Annotated in this window: 23 protein-coding genes and 2 pseudogenes; 11 read left to right on the top strand and 14 right to left on the bottom strand. The window is 72.2% G+C overall.

Annotated elements, in window-relative coordinates; translation table 11 throughout:
* Positions 1-76: 76 nt before the first annotated feature.
* The 3 genes and pseudogenes from QRN89_RS32640 to QRN89_RS35675 form a co-directional block, all read right to left on the bottom strand.
* Positions 77-2,617, bottom strand: a complete 2,541-nt coding sequence (locus tag QRN89_RS32640) for a SpoIIE family protein phosphatase (RefSeq protein WP_290353011.1) — start codon at positions 2,615-2,617, stop codon at positions 77-79.
* Positions 2,618-2,701: 84 nt separating this feature from the next.
* The gene (locus tag QRN89_RS32635; RefSeq protein ID WP_290353010.1) at positions 2,702-6,997 is read right to left on the bottom strand and encodes a HAMP domain-containing protein; all 4,296 of its coding nucleotides are present in this window, start codon (positions 6,995-6,997) and stop codon (positions 2,702-2,704) included.
* Between the two features lie 374 nt (positions 6,998-7,371).
* Positions 7,372-7,458: pseudogene (locus QRN89_RS35675) on the bottom strand (DUF6766 family protein); the annotation flags it as partial.
* Positions 7,459-7,626: 168 nt separating this feature from the next.
* Here QRN89_RS35675 and QRN89_RS32630 point away from each other — a divergent pair.
* A pseudogene (locus QRN89_RS32630) lies at positions 7,627-8,342 on the top strand (SDR family NAD(P)-dependent oxidoreductase); the annotation flags it as partial.
* 85 nt (positions 8,343-8,427) lie between these two features.
* Here QRN89_RS32630 and QRN89_RS32625 read toward each other — a convergent pair.
* From QRN89_RS32625 to QRN89_RS32615, 3 genes are all read right to left on the bottom strand, one after another.
* Complete coding sequence (locus QRN89_RS32625) at positions 8,428-8,706, bottom strand: GlsB/YeaQ/YmgE family stress response membrane protein (RefSeq protein WP_290353009.1); 279 nt, start codon at positions 8,704-8,706, stop codon at positions 8,428-8,430.
* Positions 8,707-8,974: 268 nt separating this feature from the next.
* On the bottom strand, positions 8,975-9,919 hold the full coding sequence (ku, locus tag QRN89_RS32620; protein ID WP_290353008.1) for a non-homologous end joining protein Ku: 945 nt from the start codon (positions 9,917-9,919) through the stop codon (positions 8,975-8,977).
* A gap of 280 nt (positions 9,920-10,199) precedes the next feature.
* Positions 10,200-10,535: a helix-turn-helix transcriptional regulator gene (locus tag QRN89_RS32615; protein WP_290353007.1), complete on the bottom strand. Its 336-nt coding sequence runs from the start codon at positions 10,533-10,535 to the stop codon at positions 10,200-10,202.
* Between the two features lie 126 nt (positions 10,536-10,661).
* Here QRN89_RS32615 and QRN89_RS32610 point away from each other — a divergent pair, with 126 nt between their 5' ends.
* Positions 10,662-11,057: an STAS domain-containing protein gene (locus QRN89_RS32610; RefSeq protein WP_290353006.1), complete on the top strand. Its 396-nt coding sequence runs from the start codon at positions 10,662-10,664 to the stop codon at positions 11,055-11,057.
* 178 nt (positions 11,058-11,235) lie between these two features.
* On the opposite strand, the gene QRN89_RS32605 is transcribed toward QRN89_RS32610, so the two are convergent.
* Together QRN89_RS32605 and QRN89_RS32600 are read right to left on the bottom strand one after the other, a co-directional pair.
* Positions 11,236-11,676 carry a DUF3618 domain-containing protein gene (locus QRN89_RS32605; protein WP_290353005.1) on the bottom strand — a complete coding sequence of 147 codons (441 nt, stop codon included), beginning with the start codon at positions 11,674-11,676 and terminating at the stop codon, positions 11,236-11,238.
* Positions 11,673-12,044 carry a phage holin family protein gene (locus QRN89_RS32600; RefSeq protein ID WP_290353004.1) on the bottom strand — a complete coding sequence of 124 codons (372 nt, stop codon included), beginning with the start codon at positions 12,042-12,044 and terminating at the stop codon, positions 11,673-11,675. Before QRN89_RS32600 ends, QRN89_RS32605 begins: the two co-directional genes overlap by 4 nt.
* Positions 12,045-12,270: 226 nt before the next feature.
* On the opposite strand from QRN89_RS32600, the gene QRN89_RS32595 reads away from it, so the two are divergent.
* Complete coding sequence (locus tag QRN89_RS32595; RefSeq protein WP_290353003.1) at positions 12,271-12,723, top strand: hypothetical protein; 453 nt, start codon at positions 12,271-12,273, stop codon at positions 12,721-12,723.
* A 133-nt stretch (positions 12,724-12,856) separates the two neighbouring features.
* Here QRN89_RS32595 and QRN89_RS32590 read toward each other — a convergent pair whose 3' ends face one another.
* A complete protein-coding gene (locus QRN89_RS32590) occupies positions 12,857-13,423 on the bottom strand; it encodes an ester cyclase (protein WP_290353002.1) in 567 nt (188 codons plus the stop codon).
* A gap of 160 nt (positions 13,424-13,583) precedes the next feature.
* Here QRN89_RS32590 and QRN89_RS32585 point away from each other — a divergent pair, with 160 nt between their 5' ends.
* The 3 genes from QRN89_RS32585 (at position 13,584) to ykgO (ending at position 14,825) form a co-directional block, all read left to right on the top strand.
* Positions 13,584-14,204 carry a TetR/AcrR family transcriptional regulator gene (locus tag QRN89_RS32585; RefSeq protein ID WP_290353001.1) on the top strand — a complete coding sequence of 207 codons (621 nt, stop codon included), beginning with the start codon at positions 13,584-13,586 and terminating at the stop codon, positions 14,202-14,204.
* 185 nt (positions 14,205-14,389) lie between these two features.
* Entirely contained in the window at positions 14,390-14,554 is a 165-nt protein-coding gene (rpmG, locus tag QRN89_RS32580) for a 50S ribosomal protein L33 (protein ID WP_290353000.1), read from the top strand.
* Positions 14,555-14,702: 148 nt separating this feature from the next.
* Positions 14,703-14,825, top strand: coding sequence for a type B 50S ribosomal protein L36 (gene ykgO / locus QRN89_RS32575; RefSeq protein WP_290352999.1), 123 nt, complete (start codon positions 14,703-14,705; stop codon positions 14,823-14,825).
* A gap of 135 nt (positions 14,826-14,960) precedes the next feature.
* On the opposite strand, the gene QRN89_RS32570 is transcribed toward ykgO, so the two are convergent.
* Positions 14,961-15,455 (bottom strand): ATP-binding protein, encoded by a 495-nt coding sequence (locus tag QRN89_RS32570; RefSeq protein ID WP_290352998.1) that lies wholly within the window; start codon positions 15,453-15,455, stop codon positions 14,961-14,963.
* A 74-nt stretch (positions 15,456-15,529) separates the two neighbouring features.
* The gene (locus tag QRN89_RS32565; protein ID WP_290352997.1) at positions 15,530-15,907 is read right to left on the bottom strand and encodes an STAS domain-containing protein; all 378 of its coding nucleotides are present in this window, start codon (positions 15,905-15,907) and stop codon (positions 15,530-15,532) included.
* A 193-nt stretch (positions 15,908-16,100) separates the two neighbouring features.
* Between QRN89_RS32565 and QRN89_RS32560 the strand changes: the two genes are divergently transcribed.
* Positions 16,101-16,442, top strand: coding sequence for a DUF5713 family protein (locus QRN89_RS32560; RefSeq protein WP_290352996.1), 342 nt, complete (start codon positions 16,101-16,103; stop codon positions 16,440-16,442).
* Positions 16,443-16,549: 107 nt separating this feature from the next.
* Here the strand turns inward: QRN89_RS32560 and QRN89_RS32555 are convergent, their stop codons facing one another.
* The 3 genes from QRN89_RS32555 to QRN89_RS32545 are packed head-to-tail and all read right to left on the bottom strand — an operon-like array spanning position 16,550 to position 19,970.
* A complete protein-coding gene (locus QRN89_RS32555; RefSeq protein WP_290352995.1) occupies positions 16,550-16,963 on the bottom strand; it encodes an STAS domain-containing protein in 414 nt (137 codons plus the stop codon).
* Positions 16,960-18,309: a cobalamin B12-binding domain-containing protein gene (locus QRN89_RS32550; RefSeq protein WP_290352994.1), complete on the bottom strand. Its 1,350-nt coding sequence runs from the start codon at positions 18,307-18,309 to the stop codon at positions 16,960-16,962. The genes QRN89_RS32555 and QRN89_RS32550 overlap by 4 nt, the downstream gene beginning before the upstream one ends.
* Entirely contained in the window at positions 18,306-19,970 is a 1,665-nt protein-coding gene (locus tag QRN89_RS32545; protein WP_290352993.1) for a PP2C family protein-serine/threonine phosphatase, read from the bottom strand. Before QRN89_RS32545 ends, QRN89_RS32550 begins: the two co-directional genes overlap by 4 nt.
* A 256-nt stretch (positions 19,971-20,226) precedes the next feature.
* On the opposite strand from QRN89_RS32545, the gene QRN89_RS32540 reads away from it, so the two are divergent.
* From QRN89_RS32540 to QRN89_RS32525, 4 genes are all read left to right on the top strand, one after another.
* Positions 20,227-20,712, top strand: coding sequence for an ATP-binding protein (locus tag QRN89_RS32540; RefSeq protein WP_290352992.1), 486 nt, complete (start codon positions 20,227-20,229; stop codon positions 20,710-20,712).
* A gap of 471 nt (positions 20,713-21,183) precedes the next feature.
* Positions 21,184-21,810, top strand: a complete 627-nt coding sequence (locus QRN89_RS32535) for a hypothetical protein (RefSeq protein ID WP_290352991.1) — start codon at positions 21,184-21,186, stop codon at positions 21,808-21,810.
* 134 nt (positions 21,811-21,944) lie between these two features.
* Positions 21,945-22,484 carry a hypothetical protein gene (locus QRN89_RS32530; protein ID WP_290352990.1) on the top strand — a complete coding sequence of 180 codons (540 nt, stop codon included), beginning with the start codon at positions 21,945-21,947 and terminating at the stop codon, positions 22,482-22,484.
* Between the two features lie 431 nt (positions 22,485-22,915).
* Positions 22,916-23,497, top strand: coding sequence for a hypothetical protein (locus tag QRN89_RS32525; protein ID WP_290352989.1), 582 nt, complete (start codon positions 22,916-22,918; stop codon positions 23,495-23,497).
* The last annotated feature ends 113 nt before the right edge of the window (positions 23,498-23,610 follow it).

The raw sequence follows: 23,610 nt of genomic DNA, 5'->3' as shown, positions 1-23,610 counted from the left end.
ACGACGCGTCCCTGAGCACGCCGGCGGGCGTCGTCGCCGCCGGGACGATCGCCGCCCCGGCGGTCCGCGAACCGGATCAGAGCACCCTGACGCCGATCAGACAGGTGTCGTCGTCGGTGTCGGACTTGCTGTGCGTGAGCAGATGGTCCAGTCGCCGTTCCAGGGTCGCCGAAGCCGTCCTGGCCGTGCCGAGCAGCTGGGTCAGGGAGTCGTGGACGGAGGTGTCGCGGCGTTCGACGAGACCGTCGGTGTACATCAGCAGCGAGTCGCCCGGCTCCAGTTGGACGTCGGACTCCTGGTACTGCGCGTCTCCGAGGGCGCCCAGGAGCAGTCCGCCGGGCATGGGCAGGGTGGTGGCGTCGCTGCCGCGTACGAGCACCGGGGGCAGATGTCCCGCCCTGGCCCAGCGCAGCATCCGGGTCTCCGGGTCGTACAGGCCGCAGACGGCGGTGGCGGTGACGTGTTCGGTCAGGTGGTGCGCCACGATGTTCAGCCAGGACAGCAGCTGGGCCGGGCCGGCGCCGGTGACGGCGAGGCCGCGCATGGCGTTGCGGAGGACGACCATGCCCGTGGCCGCCTCGATCCCGTGTCCGGCGACGTCGCCCACGCACAGCAGGATGCGCTTGGACGGCAGCACGACCGTGTCGTACCAGTCCCCGCCGACGAGGGACTCCGATTCCGCCGGCCGGTAGCGAACGGCGACCTCCAGGCCGGGCGCGTCGAGCGGAGCGCGGCGTGGCGGCATGATCGCGTGCTGGAGCTGCAGGGCGAGCCGGTTGCGCTCGGCCGACTCCTTCTCGGTGTGCTCCAGTTGGTCGCGGGTGGCGGCCAGCGCGACCTCGGTCCAGTGCTGCGAGGAGATGTCCTGGTAGGCGCCGCGCACGGCGATGAGCCGGTTCTCGGCGTCGAGGACGGGTTCGGCGATGACGCGGATGTGCCGGGTGACGCCGTCGGGGCGCTGGAGGCGGAAAGCCGTCGAGGCGGGCCGCCGGTGGTGCAGCACCGCCTGGAGGAAGCGGCCGATGGTGACCGCGTCGTCGGCGTGCGCGTGGTCGGAGAGGTCCGCCAGGTGGACGGGGCTGTCGGTGACGGCGCGGCCGTACAGGGAGTAGAGCTGGCCGTTCCACGTGACCTCGCCGCTGACCAGGTTCTCCTCGAAACCCCCTATCCGGCCGAGGCGTTGGGCGTGCTGGAGCAGACTGGCCAGCCGCGCCGTCTCGTCCTCGATGCGCCAGATGAGCAGCACGGCGCGGCCGTGCCGGCTGATGCTGAGGTCGGCGACGGTGTCGAGCGGCACCTGGTCGACGAGGGCGGTGAGGGTCATCCGCCGGGCCCGGAACGGTTCACCCGTCGCGTAGACGCGTTCGACCTTGTCGAAGAGGTCGCTGTCCCCGGCGGCCATGGGGTACGCCTCGAGCAGCAGGGCGCCGCTGACGGCGCTGCGGGGCCGGCCCGCCGGGTCGAGGAAGCGGCTGTTGGCGTGGCGGACCCGGAAGTCGGTGAGGTGCCCGTCGGCGTCGAGGTGCGGCACGAGGACGAGCGCCGGATCGTGCAGTCCCTCGGCCAGCTCCACGAGTTCGGACACGCCGGCGGGTTCCGCTGCGGTCCGGAGGCCCGGTCCGGTGGCGGGGGCGCTCTCCAGGGTGTGGGCGCACAGTTCGGCCAGGGCGTCGAGCTGGCGCTCGACCGCCGGCGCCCGGTCCGGGAGGAGCTGCGGCCAGCAGATCTCCAGAACTCCGTGAATTCGGCCCCCGGTTCCGGCCGGCAGGGCGATCCGGCCGCCCTCCGCCATCCGGTTGTGGCCGATCGAGGGGACCCCCGCCTCCGCGAGGGAGGCGATGTGCACCGGACGCCGCTCGCCGAGTGCCCGGCGGGCGACGGTGGCCACGCCGGGCGGCACGTACCGCCAGCGTGCCGCGTCGTCCGTGCCGAAGCCGGCATGGCCGCTGAGCGACAGGGAGCCGTCCGTGCCCGCGGTCCACACGGCGACGGCCGTCGCGCCCAGCGGGGCGAGAGCGTGCTCGAGCAGCGACTCGGCGACGGCCTGGGTGTCGCCGGAGGCCAGCGCAGCGCTCTCGGCCGTGCGCAGCCGGACGGAGACGGACGGGCCGGGCCGCTCCGCGTCCTTGGCGCGCCGGACGAACTCGGACGCGATGTCCGCGACGTCGTCACGGGCGGCCTGGTTGATGATGTCCGCGGCCAGTTCGAGCTGCGACAGGCCCGCCTGTTCGGCGAGTTCGGCCAGTTGGGAGGCCGCCTGCGCCGGTCCGCAGCGGAGCCTTTCGATCAGGACGCCCTTGGCGAGCTCGATCAGGGCCCGTCCGTCGGCGGCCGCGTGCGCGTCACGGATCTCCCTGCGGAGCCGTTCCACGGTGGCGGCCAGACGGCCGACGCTGGAGGTGCGGTCCGGTGCGTCCCCGGGCCCGGTGGAGGCCGGCGGGATGCCGGGGGCGGGCGTGGCCGCGGTCGGCGAGGGCGCTCCCGGCTCGGGTGCGTGCGCCGGGTCCGCGCCGGGTCCGCTCCCGTACGACGCCCCGGAGCCGGGGGCCGGCACGCGCCCGGGCGCGAGCAGCGCGTCGTCACCGGGCGGGTTCCCGGTGGGCTCGGTTCGGTTCATGGCGCTGCGGACTCCTCGGGGTGAGGGCGGTGAGGGAGGCTGTGCGTGCTCCGGTACGGGTGTGCCGCCGTGGCGCGGCGTGCGTCACGGTGCACTCAGCCACCTGCGGAGGCAGGCCACGAGGTCGTCGGCGTTCACGGGCTTGGTGACGTAGTCGCTGGCACCCGCGGCGAGGCTCTTCTCCCGGTCGCCGGGCATCGCCTTCGCCGTGACCGTGATGATCGGCAACGCCGTGTGCTGGGGCATCTGGCGGATCCTGGACGTGGCCGCGTAGCCGTCCATCTCCGGCATCATCACGTCCATCAGGATCAGGTCGATCTCGGGGTGCTCGGCCAGCTTCTCGATGCCCTGCCGGCCGTTCTCGGCGTGGAGGACGCGGATGCCGTGAAGTTCGAGGATGCCGCTGAGCGCGTACAGGTTGCGGGCGTCGTCGTCGACGACGAGGACCGTGCGGCCCTGGAGCCCGCCGGCCGCGCTCGGCAACTGCTGCTGGCTCTCCTCCACCCGGACCAGCGGCACGACGTCGCCGGGCTGCTCGGCCGAGAGGTACAGGGCGATGCGTTCACGGAGTTCGTCCAGGCTGGACAGCAGCTCCAGCGGCCGGTCGTGGACGCGGGACTGCAGCGCGCGCTCGTCCGCCGCGTCCAGCCGGCGGTTGTTGTGGGCCAGTACGGGCACGGTCCGCAGCGCGGCGTCCCCGTCCATCGAGTCGAGGAAGCGCAGCGCCTGCCCGTCGGCCATGTCGAGTTCGAGGACCACGCAGTGGAACGGGTCGGTGGCGAGGGCGGCGGCCGCCTCCTCCGGTCCGACCGAGGCGACGACCTCGAAGTTGTCGCGGTCGGGGAGATCGCCGCCGGCGAGTTCGCCGACAGCGCTCTCGGCCACGAGGGACAGCAGACCGCGGGGGCGCTCCTCGATCACCAGCAGCCGCCGGGTCTGCCGGGTCCGGCCGGCGCCGAAGGCCGTCGCGGGCCGTTCGCCGTCGGCCGTCTGCTCGGTGGCCTCGGGCGGCGCCGCCGGACGGGCCGGGTCGTCGGCCTGCCCCTGGAAGTCGGCGCGTGCGGCAGGGAGGTAGAGCGTGAAGGTGCTGCCCTGGCCGAGTGCGCTCTCGGCGGTCACCGCGCCGCCGAGCAGATGGGCGATCTCGCGGCTGATGGACAGTCCGAGACCGGTGCCGCCGTACTTGCGGCTGGTCGTGCCGTCCGCCTGCTGGAAGGCACCGAAGATGACCTCCAGTTGCTGCTCGGCGATGCCGATGCCGGTGTCCTTGACGCGGAAGGCCACGACGGCGTCGCCGCGGTGGACGGAGTCGGGCAGCTCGGCGTCGGACGCGGGTTCGATGCGCAGTTCGACGCTGCCGCGTTCGGTGAACTTGACCGCGTTGGAGATCAGGTTGCGCAGCACCTGGCGGAGCCGGGAGTCGTCGGTGACCAGGTCGGCCGGGACGCCGGGCGCGGTGGTGATGGTGAAGTCGAGGCTCTTCTGCGTGGTGACCGGCCGGAACGTGGCCTCGACGTAGTCCAGCAGCGGACGCAGCGCGATGCGCTCCGGGTTGAGGTCCATCTTGCCCGCCTCGACCTTGGACAGGTCGAGGATGTCGTTGATGAGCTGGAGCAGATCGGATCCGGCGGAGTGGATGATGCCGGCGTACTCGACCTGCTTCGGGGTGAGGTTCCGGGTCGGGTTCTGGGCCAGCAGCTGGGCGAGGATCAGCAGGCTGTTGAGCGGGGTGCGCAGCTCGTGGCTCATGTTGGCCAGGAACTCCGACTTGTAGCGGGAGGCGAGCGCCAGCTGCTGTGCGCGGTCCTCCAGTTCCTGCCGCGCCTGCTCGATCTCGAGGTTCTTGCCCTCGATGGCGCTGTTGCGGTCCGCCAGCAGGGCGGCCTTCTCCTCGAGTTCGGCGTTCGAGCGCTGCAGTTCGTCCTGCTGGACCTGGAGTTCCTCGGAGCGGGACTGCAGTTCCGTCGCCAGGCGCTGGGACTCGTCGAGCAGTTCGTCGGTGCGGGCGTTGGCGACGATGGTGTTGACGTTGACGCCGATCATCTCCATCAGCTGCCCCAGGAAGTCCCGGTGAACCGGGGTGAACGGCGTGAACGACGCCAGTTCGATGACGCCGAGGACCTGTTCGTCGACCACGACGGGGAGCACGATCAGACTGCCCGGCGTCGTACGGCCGAGCCCGGAGGAGATGACGTAGTCCCCCGGCACGTTGTCCGCGGCGATCGTACGGCGGCTGCGGGCCGCCTGGCCGACGAGGGACTCGCCCAGCCCGAAACGGTCCTCCGCGGGGGTGCCGGCGGGGCGCCCGTACGAGCCGACGAGCCGGAGTTCGGTGCCGTCCTGGGTCTCCTCGGCGAGGTAGAACGCGCCGTACTGGGCCGAGACGAGCGGCGTCAGCTCGTCCATGACCAGCTCGGCCACGACCGCGAGGTCGCGGTGGCCCTGCATCAGCCCGGAGATCCGGGCCAGGTTGGTCTTGAGCCAGTCCTGTTCCTGGTTGGCGCGGGTGGTGGCGCGCAGGGACTCCACCATCGCGTTGATGTTGTCCTTGAGTTCGGAGACCTCGCCGGAGGCGTCAACGGTGATGGAGCGGGTGAGGTCGCCCTCGGCGACGGCGCTGGTGACCTCGGCGATGGCGCGGACCTGGCGGGTGAGGTTCCCGGCCAGCTCGTTCACGTTCTCCGTGAGCCGCTTCCAGGTGCCGGAGACGCCCTCGACCTCCGCCTGCCCGCCGAGCCGGCCCTCGCTGCCCACCTCCCGCGCGACCCGCGTGACCTCGGCGGCGAACGACGACAGCTGGTCGACCATCGTGTTGATGGTCGTCTTCAGCTCCAGGATCTCGCCCCGCGCGTCCACGTCGATCTTCTTCGACAGGTCGCCGTTGGCGACGGCGGTGGTGACCTGGGCGATGTTGCGCACCTGGTTGGTCAGGTTCGTCGCCATGGAGTTGACGTGGTCGGTGAGGTCCTTCCAGGTACCCGCGACGTTCGGCACCCGCGCCTGGCCGCCGAGCCGGCCCTCGGTGCCGACCTCGCGCGCGACGCGGGTGACCTCGTCGGCGAACGCGGAGAGCGTGTCCACCATGGTGTTGATCACTTCGGCCAGCGCGGCGACCTCGCCCTTGGCCTCGACCGTGATCTTCCGGGAGAGGTCGCCGCGCGCCACCGCGGTGGCCACCTGCGCGATGGAACGCACCTGCCCGGTCAGGTTGGAGGCCATGACGTTGACGTTGTCGGTGAGGTCCTTCCAGGTGCCGGAGGCGCCCCGGACCGTCGCCTGGCCGCCGAGGTTGCCCTCGGTGCCCACCTCACGGGCGACGCGCGTGACCTCGTCGGCGAAGGAGGACAGCTGGTCGACCATCGTGTTGATGGTCTCCTTCAGCTCCAGGATCTCCCCCCGCGCGTCCACGCGGATCTTCTGGGTGAGGTCGCCCTGGGCGACGGCCGTGGTGACCTGGGCGATCGAGCGCACCTGTGCCGTGAGGTTGTCGCCCATCACGTTCACGGACTCGGTGAGGTCCTTCCACGTCCCGGAGACCCCCTGGACGTCCGCCTGTCCGCCGAGCCGGCCCTCGGTGCCCACCTCACGGGCCACCCGCGTCACTTCGTCGGCGAAGGAGGACAGCTGGTCGACCATCGTGTTGATGGTCTCCTTCAGCTCCAGGATCTCCCCCCGCGCGTCCACGTCGATCTTCTGCGACAGGTCGCCGCGCGCCACCGCCGTCGCGACGTGGGCGATCGAGCGCACCTGTGCCGTGAGGTTGCCGGCCATGAAGTTGACGGAGTCGGTCAGGTCCCGCCAGGTGCCGGAGACGCCCTTGACGTCCGCCTGCCCGCCGAGGATCCCCTCGGTGCCCACCTCACGGGCGACGCGCGTGACCTCGTCGGCGAACGCGGAGAGCTGGTCGACCATCGTGTTGATGGTCTCCTTCAGCTCCAGGATCTCCCCCCGCGCGTCCACGTCGATCTTCTGCGACAGGTCGCCGCGCGCCACCGCCGTCGCGACCTGCGCGATGTCCCGTACCTGTGTGGTGAGGTTGCCCGCCATGGCGTTCACCGAGTCGGTGAGGTCCGCCCACGTGCCCGAGACACCGGGGACGTCGGCCTGTCCGCCGAGCGTTCCCTCGGTGCCCACCTCCCGGGCGACCCGCGTCACCTCGGAGGTGAACAGGGAGAGCTGGTCGACCATGCCGTTGAACACACCGGCGATCTCGCCGAGCAGACCGTCGGCGTCGTCCGGCAGCCGCGTGCCGAAGTCCCCGTCCCGCACGGCCGTGAGCCCCGCCAGCAACTGCCGCAGCTCGGGCTCCCCCACGGCGCCCCCCTCGTGCGACCCCGTCCGCTGCACCGGACGTGTCTTCCCCACCGTCGTCTCAGCCATGACCACCCTCGCTAGCCTGACCCGGCTCCTCCCGCCGACGAAGACGGGTGGAGCGCTGCGGCCCTCCGGCGGAGGGCCCACCCCCGTGCTCCGCCGCACGACCGGTCCAAGAATCGTTGTCGTGCGACAAAATACGAGGCAGCGTACCGTGCCGCGCTCCTCCTCGTGGACAGCACCCCGACATATCGGACACGTTCGGGGCGGCCCGGCGGCGGGATGCCGTGGCGGCGGACGGGCATCCGCCGGCCCCTCGTCCTGCCTACCGTCCTCCCGTCGTGCCGTCCTCCCGTCGTCCGGCTTCCGGACCTCGTTCCGGGCTCCGGCTCGGGCCTTCCCGGCCGGGTGGTGGACCTCGTCCGACGCGGGCGCCGCCGTCAGCCTTCGACCCCGGTGGAGGAATGGGCGGCACCGACCGGCTTGGACTCAGGGGATCCCCGCTGCCGCAGGTAGACGGAGAGGATGACCGTGACTCCACCCACGCGTAAACGCGCGGGCTTCCTACGTCGGTGGCTGAGCCGCCGCGCAGAGGGCCAGCCCGGCCCGGCCCTGTTGAGGACGTTCGTCGCGCCGGCGTGGTCCGCGTTCGCCGCGAACCCGCACGCCGTGCATGCGAACTTCGGTTGGTCGACGACGTCACCGACGAGGGCGCCATGCGACGCGTTGCCCGTGACGTACGCGCCGACATGGGGCCCGCCTCGGTCGTCGTCGCCAATGCGGGGATTGCCGAGGGCGGCCCTTCGAGATGACCGATCCGTCACTGTGGCGTCGGGTCATCGAGGTCAACCTCATCGGCGGCGCGGTCACGGCCCGCTCGTTCATCGGCCAGCTGCGCGCCACACGCGGTTACTACCTGCAGATCGCGTCGATGGCATCCCTGGGCGCCGCCCCCATGATGAGCGCCGACTGCGCCTCCAAGGCGGGTGTGGAGTCCTTCGCGCACGCCCTGCGGGCCGAGTGCGCCCACCAGGGCGTCGGAGTGGGTATCGCCCACCTCGGCTGGATCGACACCGACATGGTCCGCGATGTCGACGACAGGCCCGTCCTGCGCGAACTGCGTGCACACATGTCCCGGCCGGCGCGACGTGTCCACCCGGTGCCGGAGGTGGCGGCCCGAATGGTGCGCACCGTCGAACGGCGCAACCCCGCTGTGTACGTGCCCTCCTGGCTGCGCGCCGGGCAGCCGGTGCGGGCCGCGCTTCCGCTGATCGCCACGTTCCTCTCGCGGCGTGGGCTCCCCCGCCTCGCGCGCAGCACCGGCTGCCCGGGGCCCCTGGGGCCAGGCGGGCGCGCGGACGTCGAGGAAGGAGCCGCGGGGACGGCCGGCGGGCAGAACCCGACGCGGTAGGACTCGCACACGAGGATCCCGGTCCGGGCTGAGCGGCAGCAGCCGGAACCGGGATCCCCTTCACGCGGTCACCCCCTGGTGGCACTCAGGCGTGCCGGTGAGAGCGCCTGCCTCCGGCGACGAGCCGGTAGAGCGCCAGCAGGATCAGGGAGCCGACGATCGCCGCCACCCACGTGGAAAGGTCGAAGAAGCCGTCGATCGAGTCGACCCCGAAGATGACCTTGCCGAGCCAGCCTCCCAGGAGGCCGCCGGCGATACCGATGAGCATGGTGATGATGATGCCGCCGGGGTCCTTGCCAGGCATCAGAAACTTGGCGATCATTCCGGCGAGCAAGCCGATGAGTATCCAGGCGATGATGCCCATGATGTTTCTCTCCTGCCTCGGGACGTCGAACGGGTTCGTTTATCGCCTGCACCGGAAAGGCACATTCAAACTCGCCTTTCGCTGTCACTGTCGCGGCGTTCGGCGCCGCATCCCGTCACGCCGTGCCCCGCGGGACGGTATGGGGGATTTCCTCCGCGGCGACGGCGCCCTCGAGGCATGGCCGGAGCCGCCGGGCCGGGCCGGCGGCGTGACGAACGCACACACTCCTCGGGCGGGTGAGGAAATTCGGGTCGGCCGAGCTGCCGGACTAGGCACTGCGCGGTTTGCGCCCCGTGGACTTCTTCGCCGTCGTCTTCTTCGAAGCGGTCGTCTTCGCGGCTTTCTTGGCCGCAGCTTTCTGGGCGGCTGACTTCTTGGCCGCGGACTTCTTCGCGGTTCGCTTCGTCGGCATGTCGTGCACCGTCGCGGGTTCGCCCCGCTGCTCTCTGGCCTTTGCCACCGAGGCGTTCAAAGCGGCCATCAGGTCCACCACCTGACCGCTCGGCTCTGCCGCCGGCTGCGGAAGCTCAGGAGCCTTGCCCTCCGATTTGGCAGCGATCACCGCTTCCAGCGACTCGCGGTACTCGTCGTGGAGGTCGGGCATCGCTTCGGAGCTCATCGTGTCCAGGAGGGACAGCGCTCCCTCGAGCTCCTGTTCGTCCAGATCCATGGGTTTCGGAGCGAGCTCGGACGGATTCCGGATCTCGTCGGGCCACCGCATCATGTGGATCACGATCGCGTCCTCCAGGACGCGCAGCAGCCCGAGCCGCTCACGTCCGTGAAACGCCAGCTTCGCCACGGCCACCTTCGAGCTCCGCTCCAGCGCCTTGCGCAGAAGCACGTACGGCTTGGCGGCAACGGGTCCGTCGGCTTGGAGGAAGTAGCCGTCGGCGATCCGTACGGGATCGATCGATTCCGCGGGGACGAAAGCCTGGATGTCGATCGCCTTCGCCGTCGGCAGGGGGATGGCGTCCAGTTCCTCATCCGTGATGGTGATGGTGTCTCCACCGGACAGCTCGTAGCCCTTGCCGATCTCCCCGCTGCTGACCTCACGGCCCTCGAGTTCGCAGATCTTCTTGTTGCGGACCCGGCCCATGTCCTCCAGGTGCACCGACCGGAACCGGACCGAACGGTCCTCGGTCGCGGGCAGCATCTTGATCGGAATCGTCACCAGCCCGAAGCTGATCGCACCGGACCACACAGGGCGCGGCATACAGGACCTCCCGGCCCCCCTTGGGCGTCGGCTCCAGCGTACGGCCGGCCGACACGCACGGCATCGGCTCGGATTCCGAGGGGGCCCGGATGTGCGTCGAGGCAGCTGGGCGGGCGTACGCCGGAGCGCCGTCCGGCCTCTGGCCGTACGGCCCCCGCAGGGGCTTCGTCCGGGAGAACGTCCCCGCCTGCTGCTGCCGCCCCGTCTCCTGCTGCTGTGCGCCGCACGGGCGACCGCCGCCACCCCGTGCCTCCGTGAGCCGCGCGAGGGCGGGCGCGGCTCAGTGCCTCTCGCCGTCCGGGCCGACGACGCGGTTCGCCTCGTCCGCGACGAGCAGCGAGAGGAGCGCGGCCACTGTGAGCCCGGCCTCGGCCGGATGCCGCAGTACCTTCGCCTGCTCGATGCGGTAGTTGTTCGAACGCCCCTGGCGCGTGTGCGACAGGTAGCCCGCCTGCTCCAAGTCGGCGATGATCTTCTGAACGGCGCGTTCCGTCAGCCGGCAGTGTGCCGCGATGTCCCGGATGCGCACGCTCGAGTTGTCGGCGATGGCAGCGAGCACACGGGCGTGATTCGTGAGGAACGTCCATCCGTTGTGCGGTTCTGGCGCTACACCCATGGCTCGATCTTAGGGCTGAAGTACACGAACGAAAAGACATGAACTGAGTTTCGTGTAACTCTTGACGGGTCACATGTGCCGGGGTGACCTTGGAGGGGAAGACCGGTGGACTTGGGAGAGGCCGCCATGGCGGAGCATGAGTACGAACGCGGATTCGGTCCGTGGGGTGCCGGAACAGCGGCTGCCGCCGCCCCGGCGGCCCCACCGCTGCCCTTCTCCACGGACAGCTATCCGGGGGGCTGCGGCCGGCTGGTGATGGTGATCCGCGGCGAACTGGACCACGACACGGCTCCCGCCCTGCGGCGCGCTCTGCAGGAAGCCCTGGCACGTTCGCGCAGCGGCCTCGAGATCGACCTGAGAGCCGTGCCCTTCCTGGACTGCTCGGGTCTCAACGTGCTGCTGCGGCTGCGGCGTGAGGCGCAAGCCCACGGCAAGTCCCTGGAGTTGGGCCCCCGGAGTCCCGCCGTGACGCGCCTCCTCGCCCTGAGCGGCACCGCGTCGCTGTTCCCCCGTCCACAGTAGGGCCGCAGGCCGCGTGCCCTTCCGTGCCGCTCCCCACAGCCGACCCGCCGGGGCTCGCCCCTCGTGCCGTACGGCTCCCCCATTCGGCCTCCCGCCCGAGGTCGCAGGCGCCTGCCGGCACTGGGCCGCGCTCCGTTGCGGACCGTCACGCTCTGCTGCATGCGGCTTGCCGGTCGGGTCAGCTCCTACGGCGGCGAACCAGCCAGACGGCGACCGCCGCGGCGGCGGCCAGCAGCGCCGGGTACCGCCGGGCCACCCGTGCGGCCTGCGCGGCCTTCGCCCTGACCGGCTCAGGTGCCCTCTCATCCCATATGTGCCCCGCCTTGCTGGCCGTGGCACGAGCCTGCCCGGCAGTCCGGGAGGCCTTCTCCGTGACCGTCCCGGGCAGACCGTCCCGGAGCCGGGCCGCGCCGTCGGCGGCCTTGTGCCGCAACACCCCCGCGGCATGGGCGGCGCGGTCCTTGACCTCGGCGGCCTTCGCCTGGCCACGCGCCTTGACGTCGGCCTTGTCGGCGAGTGCCTCGACCGTCTGCCCCAGCTCATGACGGGTCTGCTCGACCCGCTCCCGCAGTTCCTCGACGTCGGACGCGGTGCGCCCCTCGTGGATCGGCTCGCTCATCGCTGCACACTCCCCTTGATCTCGGCCACGTCGGCTTTCACGTTCTCGATCGTCTGCTGCGGTGCGGGCGGTGCGGCCTGGTCGACCTGTTTCCTGCCCCGGACGGCCAGCACCGCGGCGATCGCTCCCAGCACGACTGTCACGACGAGCGCCGCGGCCCATACGGGCAGAGGCACCGCCAGGGCGGCAACGGCCGTCGCGGTGAGCGCCTGCAGCGTCAGAAAGCCCACCACACCGGCCCCGCCGAAAAGCCTGCCGCCCTTGCCGTAACGTCGGCCCTTCTCCTTCATCTCCGCCTGCGCCAAAGCCAGTTCTCCGCGCACCAGCTCGGTGAGCTGCTGCGACGCCCGCTGCACCAGTTCACTCACCGGCTCCTGTGCGGAGGAGCCTGCGCGGTGCGCACCGCGGGAGTCCGACTGCGTGTGGCTTGACACGACGTTCGCCTCCGTTCCTGTCGATCCCGCGGAGCAGCGCTGCCGCCCTCCGCCGTGCAGGCGCGAGTACCCAAAAACACGCAATTCACCGCTCGGAACCCCTGACACATATGGCCTACGGGTTGCCGATGTCCCCGCCCCCCGGGGGCATACGGACGTGATGACGAACGAAACCACCGACGCCCCGGATCCCGCCCACCGACGTCCGGCGCACGTGAGCGACGAAACGGTCCAGGCGCTCGGTTCGCTGTCCAAGGCACTGGAGACCACGGAGCGGGCCCGGGGTCACCTCTACGCCTTCCACCAGCTGACCGGCAGCGCCGACCTCGAACTGGACAACGCCGTGCGCCTGCTGCGCGAGGCGGGCCATCCCGGGCAGGCCGCCCTGGTCGAGCGGGAGATCCTGGGCCGCAACGTCATTCCGGGCCACTGGACGTTTCAGATCATCGAGGCCTACAACAAGACCTACTACCGGCCGTTCGCCGACCTGGAACACGCGGTGGTGCGCGATCTCGCGGACGGACGCGACCATCTCCACGAAGCCGAGATGAAGGAGTCCCGCCGGTCGCGCCACCATCCCGATCACACTGCGCGACCGCCGACCCCGGAGTGACAGGCAGGGCCCGGCGGGGCACAGCGAGGCTCCGGAGAGGCCGAGACGCCGCGAGAGCCGGGGCCTGCCCTGTGCACCCGTGGCGCCGGGGGCCGGCGGAATCGCCCCGGTACGAGCGGGATGACGCGCCCGGTCAGCGCACAGGCAGCGCGCGGGCGGCCGCTTCGGCCGCCCGCGTGGTGACGGTGGCCGCGGCGCGTGCCGCTCGCCCGGTCGCCTTCCAGCCGAGCATGCGTACCGCCGTCGCCGGCGCCGGGGGGAACACCCCCAGCTGCCCCAGCATGGTGATGTCGTCGCGGACCGCCTCGTGGGCGGTCACCTTGCCGTCGCGGACGGTGAGGACGTGGATCTGCTCGACGTCGATCTCCCGGCCGGTCGGAGGTACGGCCTGGTCCAGCGCCCCGTCGCGGAAGCGGACGAACGGGCCGGTGTGGCGCCCCTGCATGCGCAGCCGCACCCAGACCTGGTCGTCGTTGCCGGCGACGCCGAGGATCGGGAAGCGCAGGTCGCTGAAGGCGGACCGCATCCACGCCCCCGAGGCGAGCACCCCCGCGGGCCCCGGCAGGGAACACGCCGAGGGTGACACCGCCGCCTCCCGGTTGCGGAAGTCCGCCGCGACGACATCGGCGGCCAGCGCCGGGTCGCCGGTCTCGAGAACCCGGAAGAGCCCTTGGGCCAGTTCCGCAAGCCGTGCCGCCATGCCGTCCACACCTTCCCCTGCGCGTGCCTCCGGGCAACCCCGAGTGCGCCGCGCGCCGTGCGGCCGCACTCCCCGACGGGTCCGGGCGGCCGCCAACACAATTGAGGTTACACACTACCTAATGAATAGGCTGCTGGTGTCGTCGCCGTAGGATGGCCCCGTGTCCGCCAAACGCGCCTACGTCTCCCCCCTGCGCGAGCAGTCCGCCGCCCGGACGCGCGAGCAGATCCTCCGGCGGGCCACCGAGCTGTTCGCCGACCGCGGCTACGGGCTGGTGACCGTCGCGGACATCGCGAAGGCGGCCGGCGTCTCCCCGAAGACCGTCTTCGCGAGCGTCGGCGCCAAGGGCGACATCCTGGACCGGATCGTCGACCAGGGCGTCGCGGCGTCCGGCCACGAGCGCGCCGTCGAGCTGGTGTACGCCCTCCGTACGCCCCGGGAGGTGCTGGCGGCGCTCGCCCACGGCACGCGCGTCGGCAACGAACGTCACTTCCAGGTCCACGAGGCCATTCACAAGGCGCTGCCGGTCCATGAGGACGGCGAAGCGCTGTGGAGGCGCGCGACCGCCGCCTATCGGGACGCGGTCACCACCGCCGCCCGCCACCTGCACACGCTGCCCTCCGCGCCCGCGGCCACGGCCGAGGAGACCGCGGACACGCTGTGGTTCTGGTTCGGCCCTTCCAGCTGGCGCACGCTGGTGGTCGAGAACGGCTGGCCGTGGGACCGCGCCGAGGAATTCCTGCGGGGGACGGCCATCGCCACGCTCTGCCCGGACGCGTGACCGGCGGCGCTGGCCACGGACTCACACGGCCACGAGGTCCGTCCGCCGGCTGCGTCGCCCCGCCCGTCGCGGCGCCGGACGCCGGGAATGTCATGAGTGATTCCCGTGTTGCAGCTGTCGACTCCGGCGGAGGCGATCGAGCCGCCCGCCCGAGCCGCCCGAATCTCCGGTGAGAGGGGAATGAGATGGCACGCAACGACAGGCGCCCCGTCGTGACGCTCCGGTCGTCGGCGGGAACCGGTCACTCGTATGTGACCCGGAAGAGCCGGATGAACGACCCCGACCGGCTCGTACTGCGCAAGTACGACCCGGCGGCGGGCCGGCACGTGCTCTACCGCGAGGTGCGCTGACGCCCTGCCCGCACCCGGCCCCGCGTGGCACCGGAGAGGCTCGGCCACCCGCGGCCGGCCGTCTTCAGGCGCCGGCCGCCCGGCGGACCGAACCACGCCGCCCGGCGGACGCAGGGGCCGCCCGGGGCAGACGAAGGAAGGAAGTGCGATGAAGGTACGCAGGTCGCTGCGCGCGCTGAAGGCCAGGCCAGGTGCCCAGGTCGTCCGGCGCAGGGGGACGACGTTCGTCCTCAACAAGAAGGAGCCGCGCTTCAAGGCCCGTCAGGGCTGACAGCGCGACCGGGAACAGGCCGCCGCGTCCTCGCGGCGGCCTGTGCCGTTCACAGGCCGTTGACGTGTGGCGGCTGCCCGGTTCCGGGGGCCGTTCCCGTGCGGGGGCCGGATCGGTCGCTTCCGGTGGGCGCGGTCAGACGCCGTCCGGGGTGAGGAGCAGGACGGCCTCGACGGTCTTGCCGTCGCCGGTGGGGGTGATCGTGACACTGCGGCTGAGGCGCCGGACGAGCGGCCAGCCGAATCCGCCGGGGGTGGTGACGTCCCGCCGCGACGCACTGCTGGGCGGCGCGGTGGAGCGGTCGGTCACGCGGATCCGGACGGTGCCACCGTCGAGCTCCGCGTGGAAGGCGGCGATTCCGCCTCCGTGCCGCAGCGCGTTGGTGACCAGTTCGGACGTCACCAGCAGGACGTCGTTGACCACGCGCGGCAGCAGCGGTGCACCGGGATGACCGTCGAGGAGCCGGCGCACCCGCTCACGGGCGGCGGAGGCCGTGGCGGGTCGCCGGTCCTGCCCACCGGGCGCGGGAGGGTCTCCGTGCGCGCCGGGCCCTGGTGCGGTGCGGGCCTCGTGCGCACCCCCCGCCGCTCCGGAGTGCTGTTCGCGGCCGGTGGCGGTCTCGTTCGTCATGCTTCCCCCTCGCGGCGTCGCCAGGTCCGCCGTCTGCTGCTCACCCTGCGCCGAGTGCCGCTCCGGTACGCCCCTCACCGGACGTGGTGGCCGTCGCTGCGTGCTCCGCGGACCTCGTCCAGCGCGGCGGTCGTCGTGGGGGCGACGGTGAAGTGGCGCGCCGTGTCGGTGAGGTCCAGGAGCCGCTGGACCGCGCTGTGGGGCTGGGCGAGCACGAGCGGAAGACCGGCCGCCAGGTGGCTCCGGTGCGCCTCGATGAGCGTGTGGAGGAACGAGGAGTCGGCGAACGTGACCCGGGAGAGGTCCACGACGACGCCGAGGGCGGTCCCGTCGAAGGGCGCCGCGAGCGTCCGGGCCAGCACCCCGGCCTCGTCGGCGTCGCATTCACCGCTGACCTGGACGACGCGCACGTCGCCGTCCAGGGTCACGGTCACTTCCAGGTCTTCGTTCATCGAGGCATTGTCCCAGTTCGGCCGCAGCGGGCGTACAGCGGGGCCGCGTCGGGCCGATCACACGGTGGCGCGCGTCCGCCAGGGCCCGTGGCGAACGTACTGGTCACGATGGGCGGGACGCTCGGGGACGGCGTCGTTGTCAGTGGTGGGGTGCATGATCGGCCCGTCGGTTCTTCCACCGGGAGGGGGCACTGTGCCGATCACCGACCAGCGGGTGGCGGGGCATGCGTTCTTGCGTCAGCTGTACGCGGACCCGTACTACCCCGATCACGTCGTCGACGAGGGACGCACGATCCTGGTGCGGCTGTGCGAGCGGATCGAGGCCGACCGGCCGTCGGATCCGGCAGCCCTGTACGTGCTGACCCAGGCGGCGACGGAGGAGTTCAACCAGCTGGAGGCGGAGTTCGAGGCAGCCGGGAGTGAGATCGAGACGGTCGCCCGCGAGGAGATCGCCGAGGACTTCTGGTTCGTCGCGTCGACCTACGGCTTCACGGATGCGGACGTGGAGGAGCTGATCGCCACCCGGAACTGGTGAGTGACGGACCGACACGAGCTGCCGCCGAAAGCCGATCCGCGTCCGGTGCGTCTTCGGGAAGGTCCCTCCTGGCCCGAGGGCGGACGGAGCTGCTTTCGCAACACGCCCTACGTCGGGCGGGCGGGCGGGGTCGCACCGGCCGGGCCCTGCGCGTCCGGCTCCCCGGGCATCTGGGCGGCCTCGCCCGCGTCGGCTCCGGTGAAGTGGCCGAGGGTGCCGGTCAGTTCCAGCAGCCGTTCGAGCGCCTGGGGCCGGTGGTCCAGACGCAGCCGCGCCCCGGCGGCCGTAGCAAGGCGATGGACCATGAGCAGCGCCGCCAGCCCCATGGAGTCGCAGAGAGTCAGCTGCGTGCAGTCCAGCCGGAGGAGGCGCGGCGGCCCCTCCGCCTCCAGACAGGCGCGGGCGGCCTCGGTGAGGTCGTCGGCCGACTCCCAGTCGAGGTCGCCGTCGATCCGGACGCACACCTCTCCGGTGCCGGTGGTGACGTCGACATTGAACGTGCGTTGGGGAGATGCGGTCATGCTGCGGTTCCAGGGCCGGGGATCGTGGGACGGCGGTTCCGCCCGCGGAGAGCGGCCGCGCCCTGCGCGAGGCAGTCCAGGGCACGGGGGAAGTCCTTGAGCTCCTCCTGGAGGTGCTCGAGGCCGGGGAGGAGGACCAGGGCGGGCACCCCCCGGGCTTCGAGGATGTCGCCCGTCCATTCGAGGAAGCCGGTGAACAGCCGTGCGTCGTCGGTGTAGAGCGCGGCGGCGAGGAAGTCGACGATGTGGGCGACGTCCTCGGCGGTGCGCTCACGTTCCGTTTCGCTGTACGACCGCATCGCGGGCAGTCGTTGTTCGAGATTCGCCAGGGTGTTCTTCACCAGTTGCCGCTTGCCTCGGCTCACCATCGTGTATTCCTGGTCGATCAGATGGGGCAGGTCCTCGACGGCCAGCCTGGCGGAGTCCAGGTGCGGGCGGGGCAGGCCCCGGCCGAGTACGTCTGCGGCCTCCCGGGCCTCCGCGGCCCAGGCGTCGGCGCCGAGCAGCCGTGCGTAGCGGCCGTCGGGGGCGAACGCCGCCCCTCCGGCGAGCACCGGCACGCCCGTGGCCTGGATCGCCGTGATGGCCGCGTGCGCCGTCGGCAGCCGGGTGGGAAGGGAGGAGGACAGCGCCACGACGTCCGGAGCGGTCCGGTGCAGATGGGCGATGAGGTGCGGGGTGGGGACCTGGGCGCCGAGGAAGTCGACCGTGTGGCCGCGCAGGCGCAGCGTCTCCGCGAGGATCCGGGCCGGCAGGGCGTGCCATTCCCCCTCCACGCAGGCGACGACGACGGTCATCCCGCGCTTCCCGTGATCCCGGTCCGGGGCCTTCGCGGTGGCCCGGTGCGCCATGGCGGCGATGATCCGGTCGTGGATGGCGGTCGCGGCGTGCTCCTGGGCGACGGTGATGCGACCCGCGGCCCACTCCACCCCGACCTTGTGCTGCACCGGTGCGATGACCTCCAGCAGGATGTCCTCCGCGTCGAGGCCGGAGTCCAGCAGTTCGAACACGCCGCGTGCGGCGGCGAGTTCGTCCCGCTCGTCCACCGCCCGCCAGAGTTCGTCCCGGGCACGGGAGAGCAGGGCGGGCCGGGTCTCCTCGGCCACTGCCTCGCCGGCAGGGTCGCTCTGGTCGGTCGGGACGGTGCGGCCAGTGCGGTCGGTCGAGTCGGTGCGGTCAGTGCGACCGGCCCGGTCGGTCTCGAGGGCTTCAACGGCCTTGCCGGAAAAGGGGGCTCGCCCGGCTTCGGCGGCTCCCCCGATGTCGGCGGCTCCCCCGGCTTCGGCGGCGAGGGCGGCCTCCGAAGTACCGGCCGCGCCGAACCGGGCGTCGTGGATGTCGGTCATGCCGTGTACCTGCCCGGGGTGTGGCCGTCGACCGCCGTGAGGTGGGTGCCGTGCGGCGCGGTGATCGCCACCACCGCCATGTCGTCGTGCGGCCCGCCGCCGACCCACTCCGAGGCCAGCATCTGCAGCCGCTCCACGACCGCCTCGGCGGGCATGCCGGCGCATTCGGCCAGCGCCGCCCACAGCCGTTCCTCGCCGAACAGCACGTCGCCGAGGGGACCGCCCCTGGCCTCCGTGATGCCGTCCGTGTACAGCAGACAGGTCTCCCCCGGCGTCAGATCCACGTGCGCGGTATGGGCGTTGACCTCGGGCAGGGCCCCGATCAGGGTTCCCGACGTGTCGACTTCCTCGACCTGGCCCGTGTGGCGCACGATCAGCGGCCTGGGATGTCCCGCACTGGTCAGACGCAGGTGGGTGGTGCGTCCCTCACGGCGCACGGAGGCCAGGACCAGAGTGGCGTACCGGGCGTGCCGGTTGCTGATCAGTGCGCCGTTGAGCAGCCGCAGCAGATTCTCGTGGTCGTCGGCCAGGGGAAGCAGGGCCTGCAGGGTGTTGCGGATCTTGCCGGTCAGGACGGCGGCCTCCAGGCCCTTGCCGCACACGTCGCCGAGCACGGCCAACGTCTCGCGGTCGGGCGAGTCGCCCGGGTGCACGTCGTAGAAGTCGCCGCCGACCCGCTCGGTGTCGCGTGAGGCGCGGCATCCGCCGGCGAACTCCACACCGTGCACGTGCCGGAGCTCCGGCGGCAGGAGTTCCATCATCAGCGTCGCCGTGATGCTCGCCTGCTCCGCGTACAGACGGGCCGCGGACAGTGCCACTCCCGCGCGGGCGGCGAAGACGCGTGCGAAGACCTCCTCCGAGGCGTCGAACGCGGCGTTCTCACCGCGGCGCAGGAGGATCAGTGCTCCGGCCGGCACACCGTGACCCGGCAGCGGGGTGACCACGACGGATCCGACGGGCCCGTCCAGGCCGTCGGGGACGGCCCAGTCCGGTAGCGCGGCCGGATCGATCCACCGGGACGGTACGGGCGGGAAGCCCTGCAGCGCCTCGCTCAGGCCGGGTACCGCGGAGGGGTCGATCCTGCCGGTGGTGCGGACGACGGAACCGCCCCGGACGCCCGCGGCGATGGGGTGGCGCTTCCCGGCGGCCGGGGCGACGAGCAGCGCGGCGTCCGCCAGGTGTTCCGCGGCGATGCGGACCGCCACCTCCATGCACCGGTCCACGTTGAGCGAGGCGAGCAACCGGGTGGACGCCTCGGCAAGAAAGGTCGTGCGTTCCCGTTCGTCGTGCAGGGCCGTCTCGGCCAGCAGGCGGTCGGTGTCGTCGACGAGCCACCAGACCACGTCTCCGTTGTCGCCGACGGTCGGATGGGCTTCCAGCGTCAGGCCTTCGTGCCGGCCGCGCACCGTGTCCGTCCGGCCCTCGGTGGCGCCGTCCTCGGCCACACGGCGGTGCGCGTCGGCCAGCCACGCGGGCACCGCGTCGTCGAGCGGTGTCCCTCTGAGCGCGCCTGGGAACAGAGCGGCTGCCGCCGCGTTCACTTCCACCACCCCACCGGCGCGGTCCGCGACCAGGGCGGGGTAGGGCGCCTGCGTCCACGAGGCACCGACAGTGAGGACCAGGCCCCGCGACGCGCGCGAGGAGCCTTCGAAAGTCGTCATGTTGCCAAGGCCCGGGAGCGGGCCTCATCACCTTCCACTGGAAGTCAGGACGGGTGCCACCATCCCGCACCTTCCCTCATGTCATCAAGCGGCCACCGCATCCCGCCACCCACCGCCACCGGACCCCCGCGCAATGCGGCGGTTCCGGTCCACTGGTGACGGTGTGCCGTGTGAGAGAGGGGGCACACGCGGAGGAAGCGTCCTGTCCGGGCGCGGGGAGCGGGCCCGATGGCGGTCGCACGACGAGGGGGTGGTCATGACCACGGACGACCATACGCGACCGGCGCAGCCGGACGTGACGGCGGCAGCCGCACGGGGCCATGTGCGGCGTCTGCTGGCATCCGCGCGGGCCAGGCGTACCGCACGCGGCGACAGGCGCTTGGACGAGGCCACGTGTCCGTACGCCCAGGCGCGTACGGACACGACTTCGGACCCGGGCACCACTCGGCACACGAACGCGGGTACGGTGCTGGCGGACGCACTCCTGGTCACGTCCGAGCTCGTGACGAACGCCCTGCGGCACGGCGGCGGCGTCGCGTCCTTCACCGCCTCCCTGAGCGACGACACCTTACGGATCAGCGTCGCCGACCGCACCGTCGAGGCACCGCACTGCAAGCGGGCGGCCGACGGGTTCCTGCCGGGCGGGCACGGATGGCCGCTCGTCCAGCGTCTCTGCCTCTCGGTCGAGATCGCCCCCTCCCCCGGCGGCAAGACCATCCACGCCAGTCTTGGAATCGCCTGAGGCGAACACTCCACGGCGCCGAGCCTGCCGAGCCGGGCCGCCCGGTACCGGCGGACGGCGCCCGACGCCGTCGCCCCGAGCGGGAACGCGGCCGCGCGCCGCCGGGCCCGCACCACGAACCGGACGCCCCGGAACCAGGCTCCCGGAACCAGGCCCGGTACCACGGCCGTGCTCTCGGGGCGGTCGCCGATGCGCCCGCACACCCCGGCGCGAAGCCCCGCCCGGCCGCGTCGGCCGCCGCTTTTACCCAGCCTTTCGGAATGCGTCAAGTCCCGATTCCTCGGAACGAGACCGATCCCCCCTCCCTCCGGCCTACTGGTGATGCGGGCCTCACCGGACATCGGGGAGGCGCAGCGCACCGCAGCGGAACGTAAGAACGGCGGGAATTCACCGGCCATTGTCCGCTCCGGAATTCCTCCCGGGCCGACCGGGAGGGGCACTCTCATCATTGGCGCGAAAAGGAGTATTGCGATGACCCGTATCGTTCACAACCACAACGAGGACCGTCCCAGGCGCCGAGGTTTCCGCCTGGCGGTGATTTTCGCCTCGGCCGCCGCGATTTCCGGTGCCGTCGCGCTTCCGGCGTCCGCCGCGACTCCGGCGACGGCCCACGCCGTGGCCCCTGCGGTGCTGGTCACCGACGGTGGTGCGGGCGGCGCCGGTGGCGCCGGCGGTGACAGCGTCTTCGGCGGCGGGGGTTCCGGCGGCTCCGGTGGTTCCGGCGGCGGCAGCGTCTTCGGTGACGGAGGCGAGGGCGGTGACGGTGGCGCCGGTGGCGACAGCGTCTTCGGCGGGGGCGGCGGCGGAGGCGGCGGCGGAGGCGGCGGAGAGAGCGTCTTCGGCGAGGGCGGCGACGGCGGCGGGGGCGGCGACGGCGGAGAGAGCGTCTTCGGTGACGGTGGCGACGGCGGCACCGGCGGCGGGGGCGGCGACAGCGTCTTCGACGACGCGGGCGACGGCGGTGGCGGCGGCGACGGCGGTGACACCGTCTTCGGTGACGGCGGCGCAGGCGGTGGGGGCGGCGACGGCGGCGGCAGCATCTTCGACGACGCGGGCGACGGCGGTGCGGGCGGCGACGGCGGCATCAGCATCTTCTGATCGCCGTAGGCGCGGCGGCCCACGGTCCGCCTCGACGGGGTGGAGGCCGGCCCGGCCTCCACCCCCCACCGTGACCGGGTGCGCGGGAGCGCCGGTGGCACCCCCTCTCTTGACATGAAATGGAGCATCCCCCCATGTCCAGGAAACTCTGGCAACGTTCGATCGTTCTGGCGGTGGCCTCGGTGGCCGTCGCGACCGGGACCGCGTGCGCCGCTCAGGCTCCGCAGAGTCCCGCACCGGGCAGCAGCCTCTCCGCCGATGCCGCCGCCCTCGGCAGCCGGTCCGCCGACTGCGGAAAGGGCGGGGAAGGCGGCAAGGGAGGCGAGCCCGGACAGCCGGGTGAGCCCGGCAAGCCCGGCGGGCCCGGCTGTGCGGATCCCGAGGACCTCAAGGACCTGAAGGACCTCAAGGACCTCGAGGGGCTGGAGGAGCTGGAGGACCTCAAGGATCTGAAGGACCTCAAGGACCTCAAGGACTTCGAGGCGTTCGGCGAACTGCCGGACAAGCCGAAGGACGAGCTGTCGGTGGTGGACAAGGTGCGCATCGTGGTGGCGCTCCTGGCCGACGAGGCGACGACCGCCGAGGTCGCCGAGAAGTACGACGTCTCCAAGAAGGAGGTCGACACCTGGCGGGAGCAGGTCCTCGACGGTGACTGGGCGGCTCTGATGGAGTAGCCCGCCGCCCCGCCCCGTACCGCACGGCGAGTGGTACGGGGCGGACGGGGACACATGTACGGAGGGATGGCCCGGCACACCGGCCGGCCGCCCGGGTCCAGTGGGCTCGGGCGGCCGGCCTTCGTCGTGGAGAGCCCCGGTCGTGCTCGGACCGGTGCGTCCCCGCACGGGAACTCCCCTTCGCGCGCGCCGCGCGGGTGGCTCGTCCTTCCGCGCGCCGGGCGCTGATAACGACAACCGAGAAATGTGTCAAGGCCCGAATTCGCGCGGCGTGACGGCGGCGGGCACGGCACGGCCTACTGGAGGGACAAACACATCCAGTCCTGTGATTCTCCTCGGCATTTCCCGGGGCCTCGCCTGTTCGGCGGGAAAAGGCATCCGACATCGAACGTGAATCAGGGACGGCGTTTCTCCGGAGAAAGGGGATGTTCATGCGATTCAGGTGTATGGGTTCGTGGGCCGGTCGGCTGGGCCTGGTGGTGGCGGCCGGTCTGCTCGGTGCTGGGGTGATGGCACCCGCCGCGGTGGCGGCACCGGCCGCCCCGCAGTCGGCGACGCCGGCAGCGCAGGCCGTCACGCAGTCGCCGGCGGCGCAGGCCGCGGCGCATCTTCCGGCGGGCGACAGCGGCGGGCCGTTCGACGTCGAGCTGGGCGACGAGGGCAATGTCCAGGTCGGCGACCGGGCGTGCGTGGGCAACTGCAATGACACCGCCAACGGCGGCGAGGGTGAGGACGGCGGCTTCTGCGCGGGGCTGTGCAACGGCAGTGCCAACGGCGGCAGCGGCACGGCCGGGGACACCGGCCAGGACGGCGGGGACGGCGGCGACGGCGGGATCTGCGCCGGCATCTGCAACGGCAGCGTGACGGGTGGCGACGGCGGTGGCGGCGGCGACGCGGCCGGTGAGGGCGACGGCGGCTCCGGCGGGGCGGGGGGCGACGGCGGAATCTGCTTCGGCATCGGCTGCGACCTCAGCGGCGCTGGCGGCCGGGGCGGCGACGGCGGCGAGGGCTGACGGCGGCAACGGCTTCGGCGGCCGCGACCTCGGCGGCGCAGGCGGCCGGAGGGGCGGTCGGTGACGTCGGTCCCGTCGACTGCGGTACGGGAGGCAGTTGTGACGGACCGGAG

The sequence above is a fragment of the Streptomyces sp. HUAS CB01 genome (assembly GCF_030406905.1).
In the GTDB taxonomy this organism is placed as follows: Bacteria; Actinomycetota; Actinomycetes; order Streptomycetales; family Streptomycetaceae; genus Streptomyces; species Streptomyces chengbuensis.
This window is presented reverse-complemented; position numbering and strand designations above follow the sequence as displayed.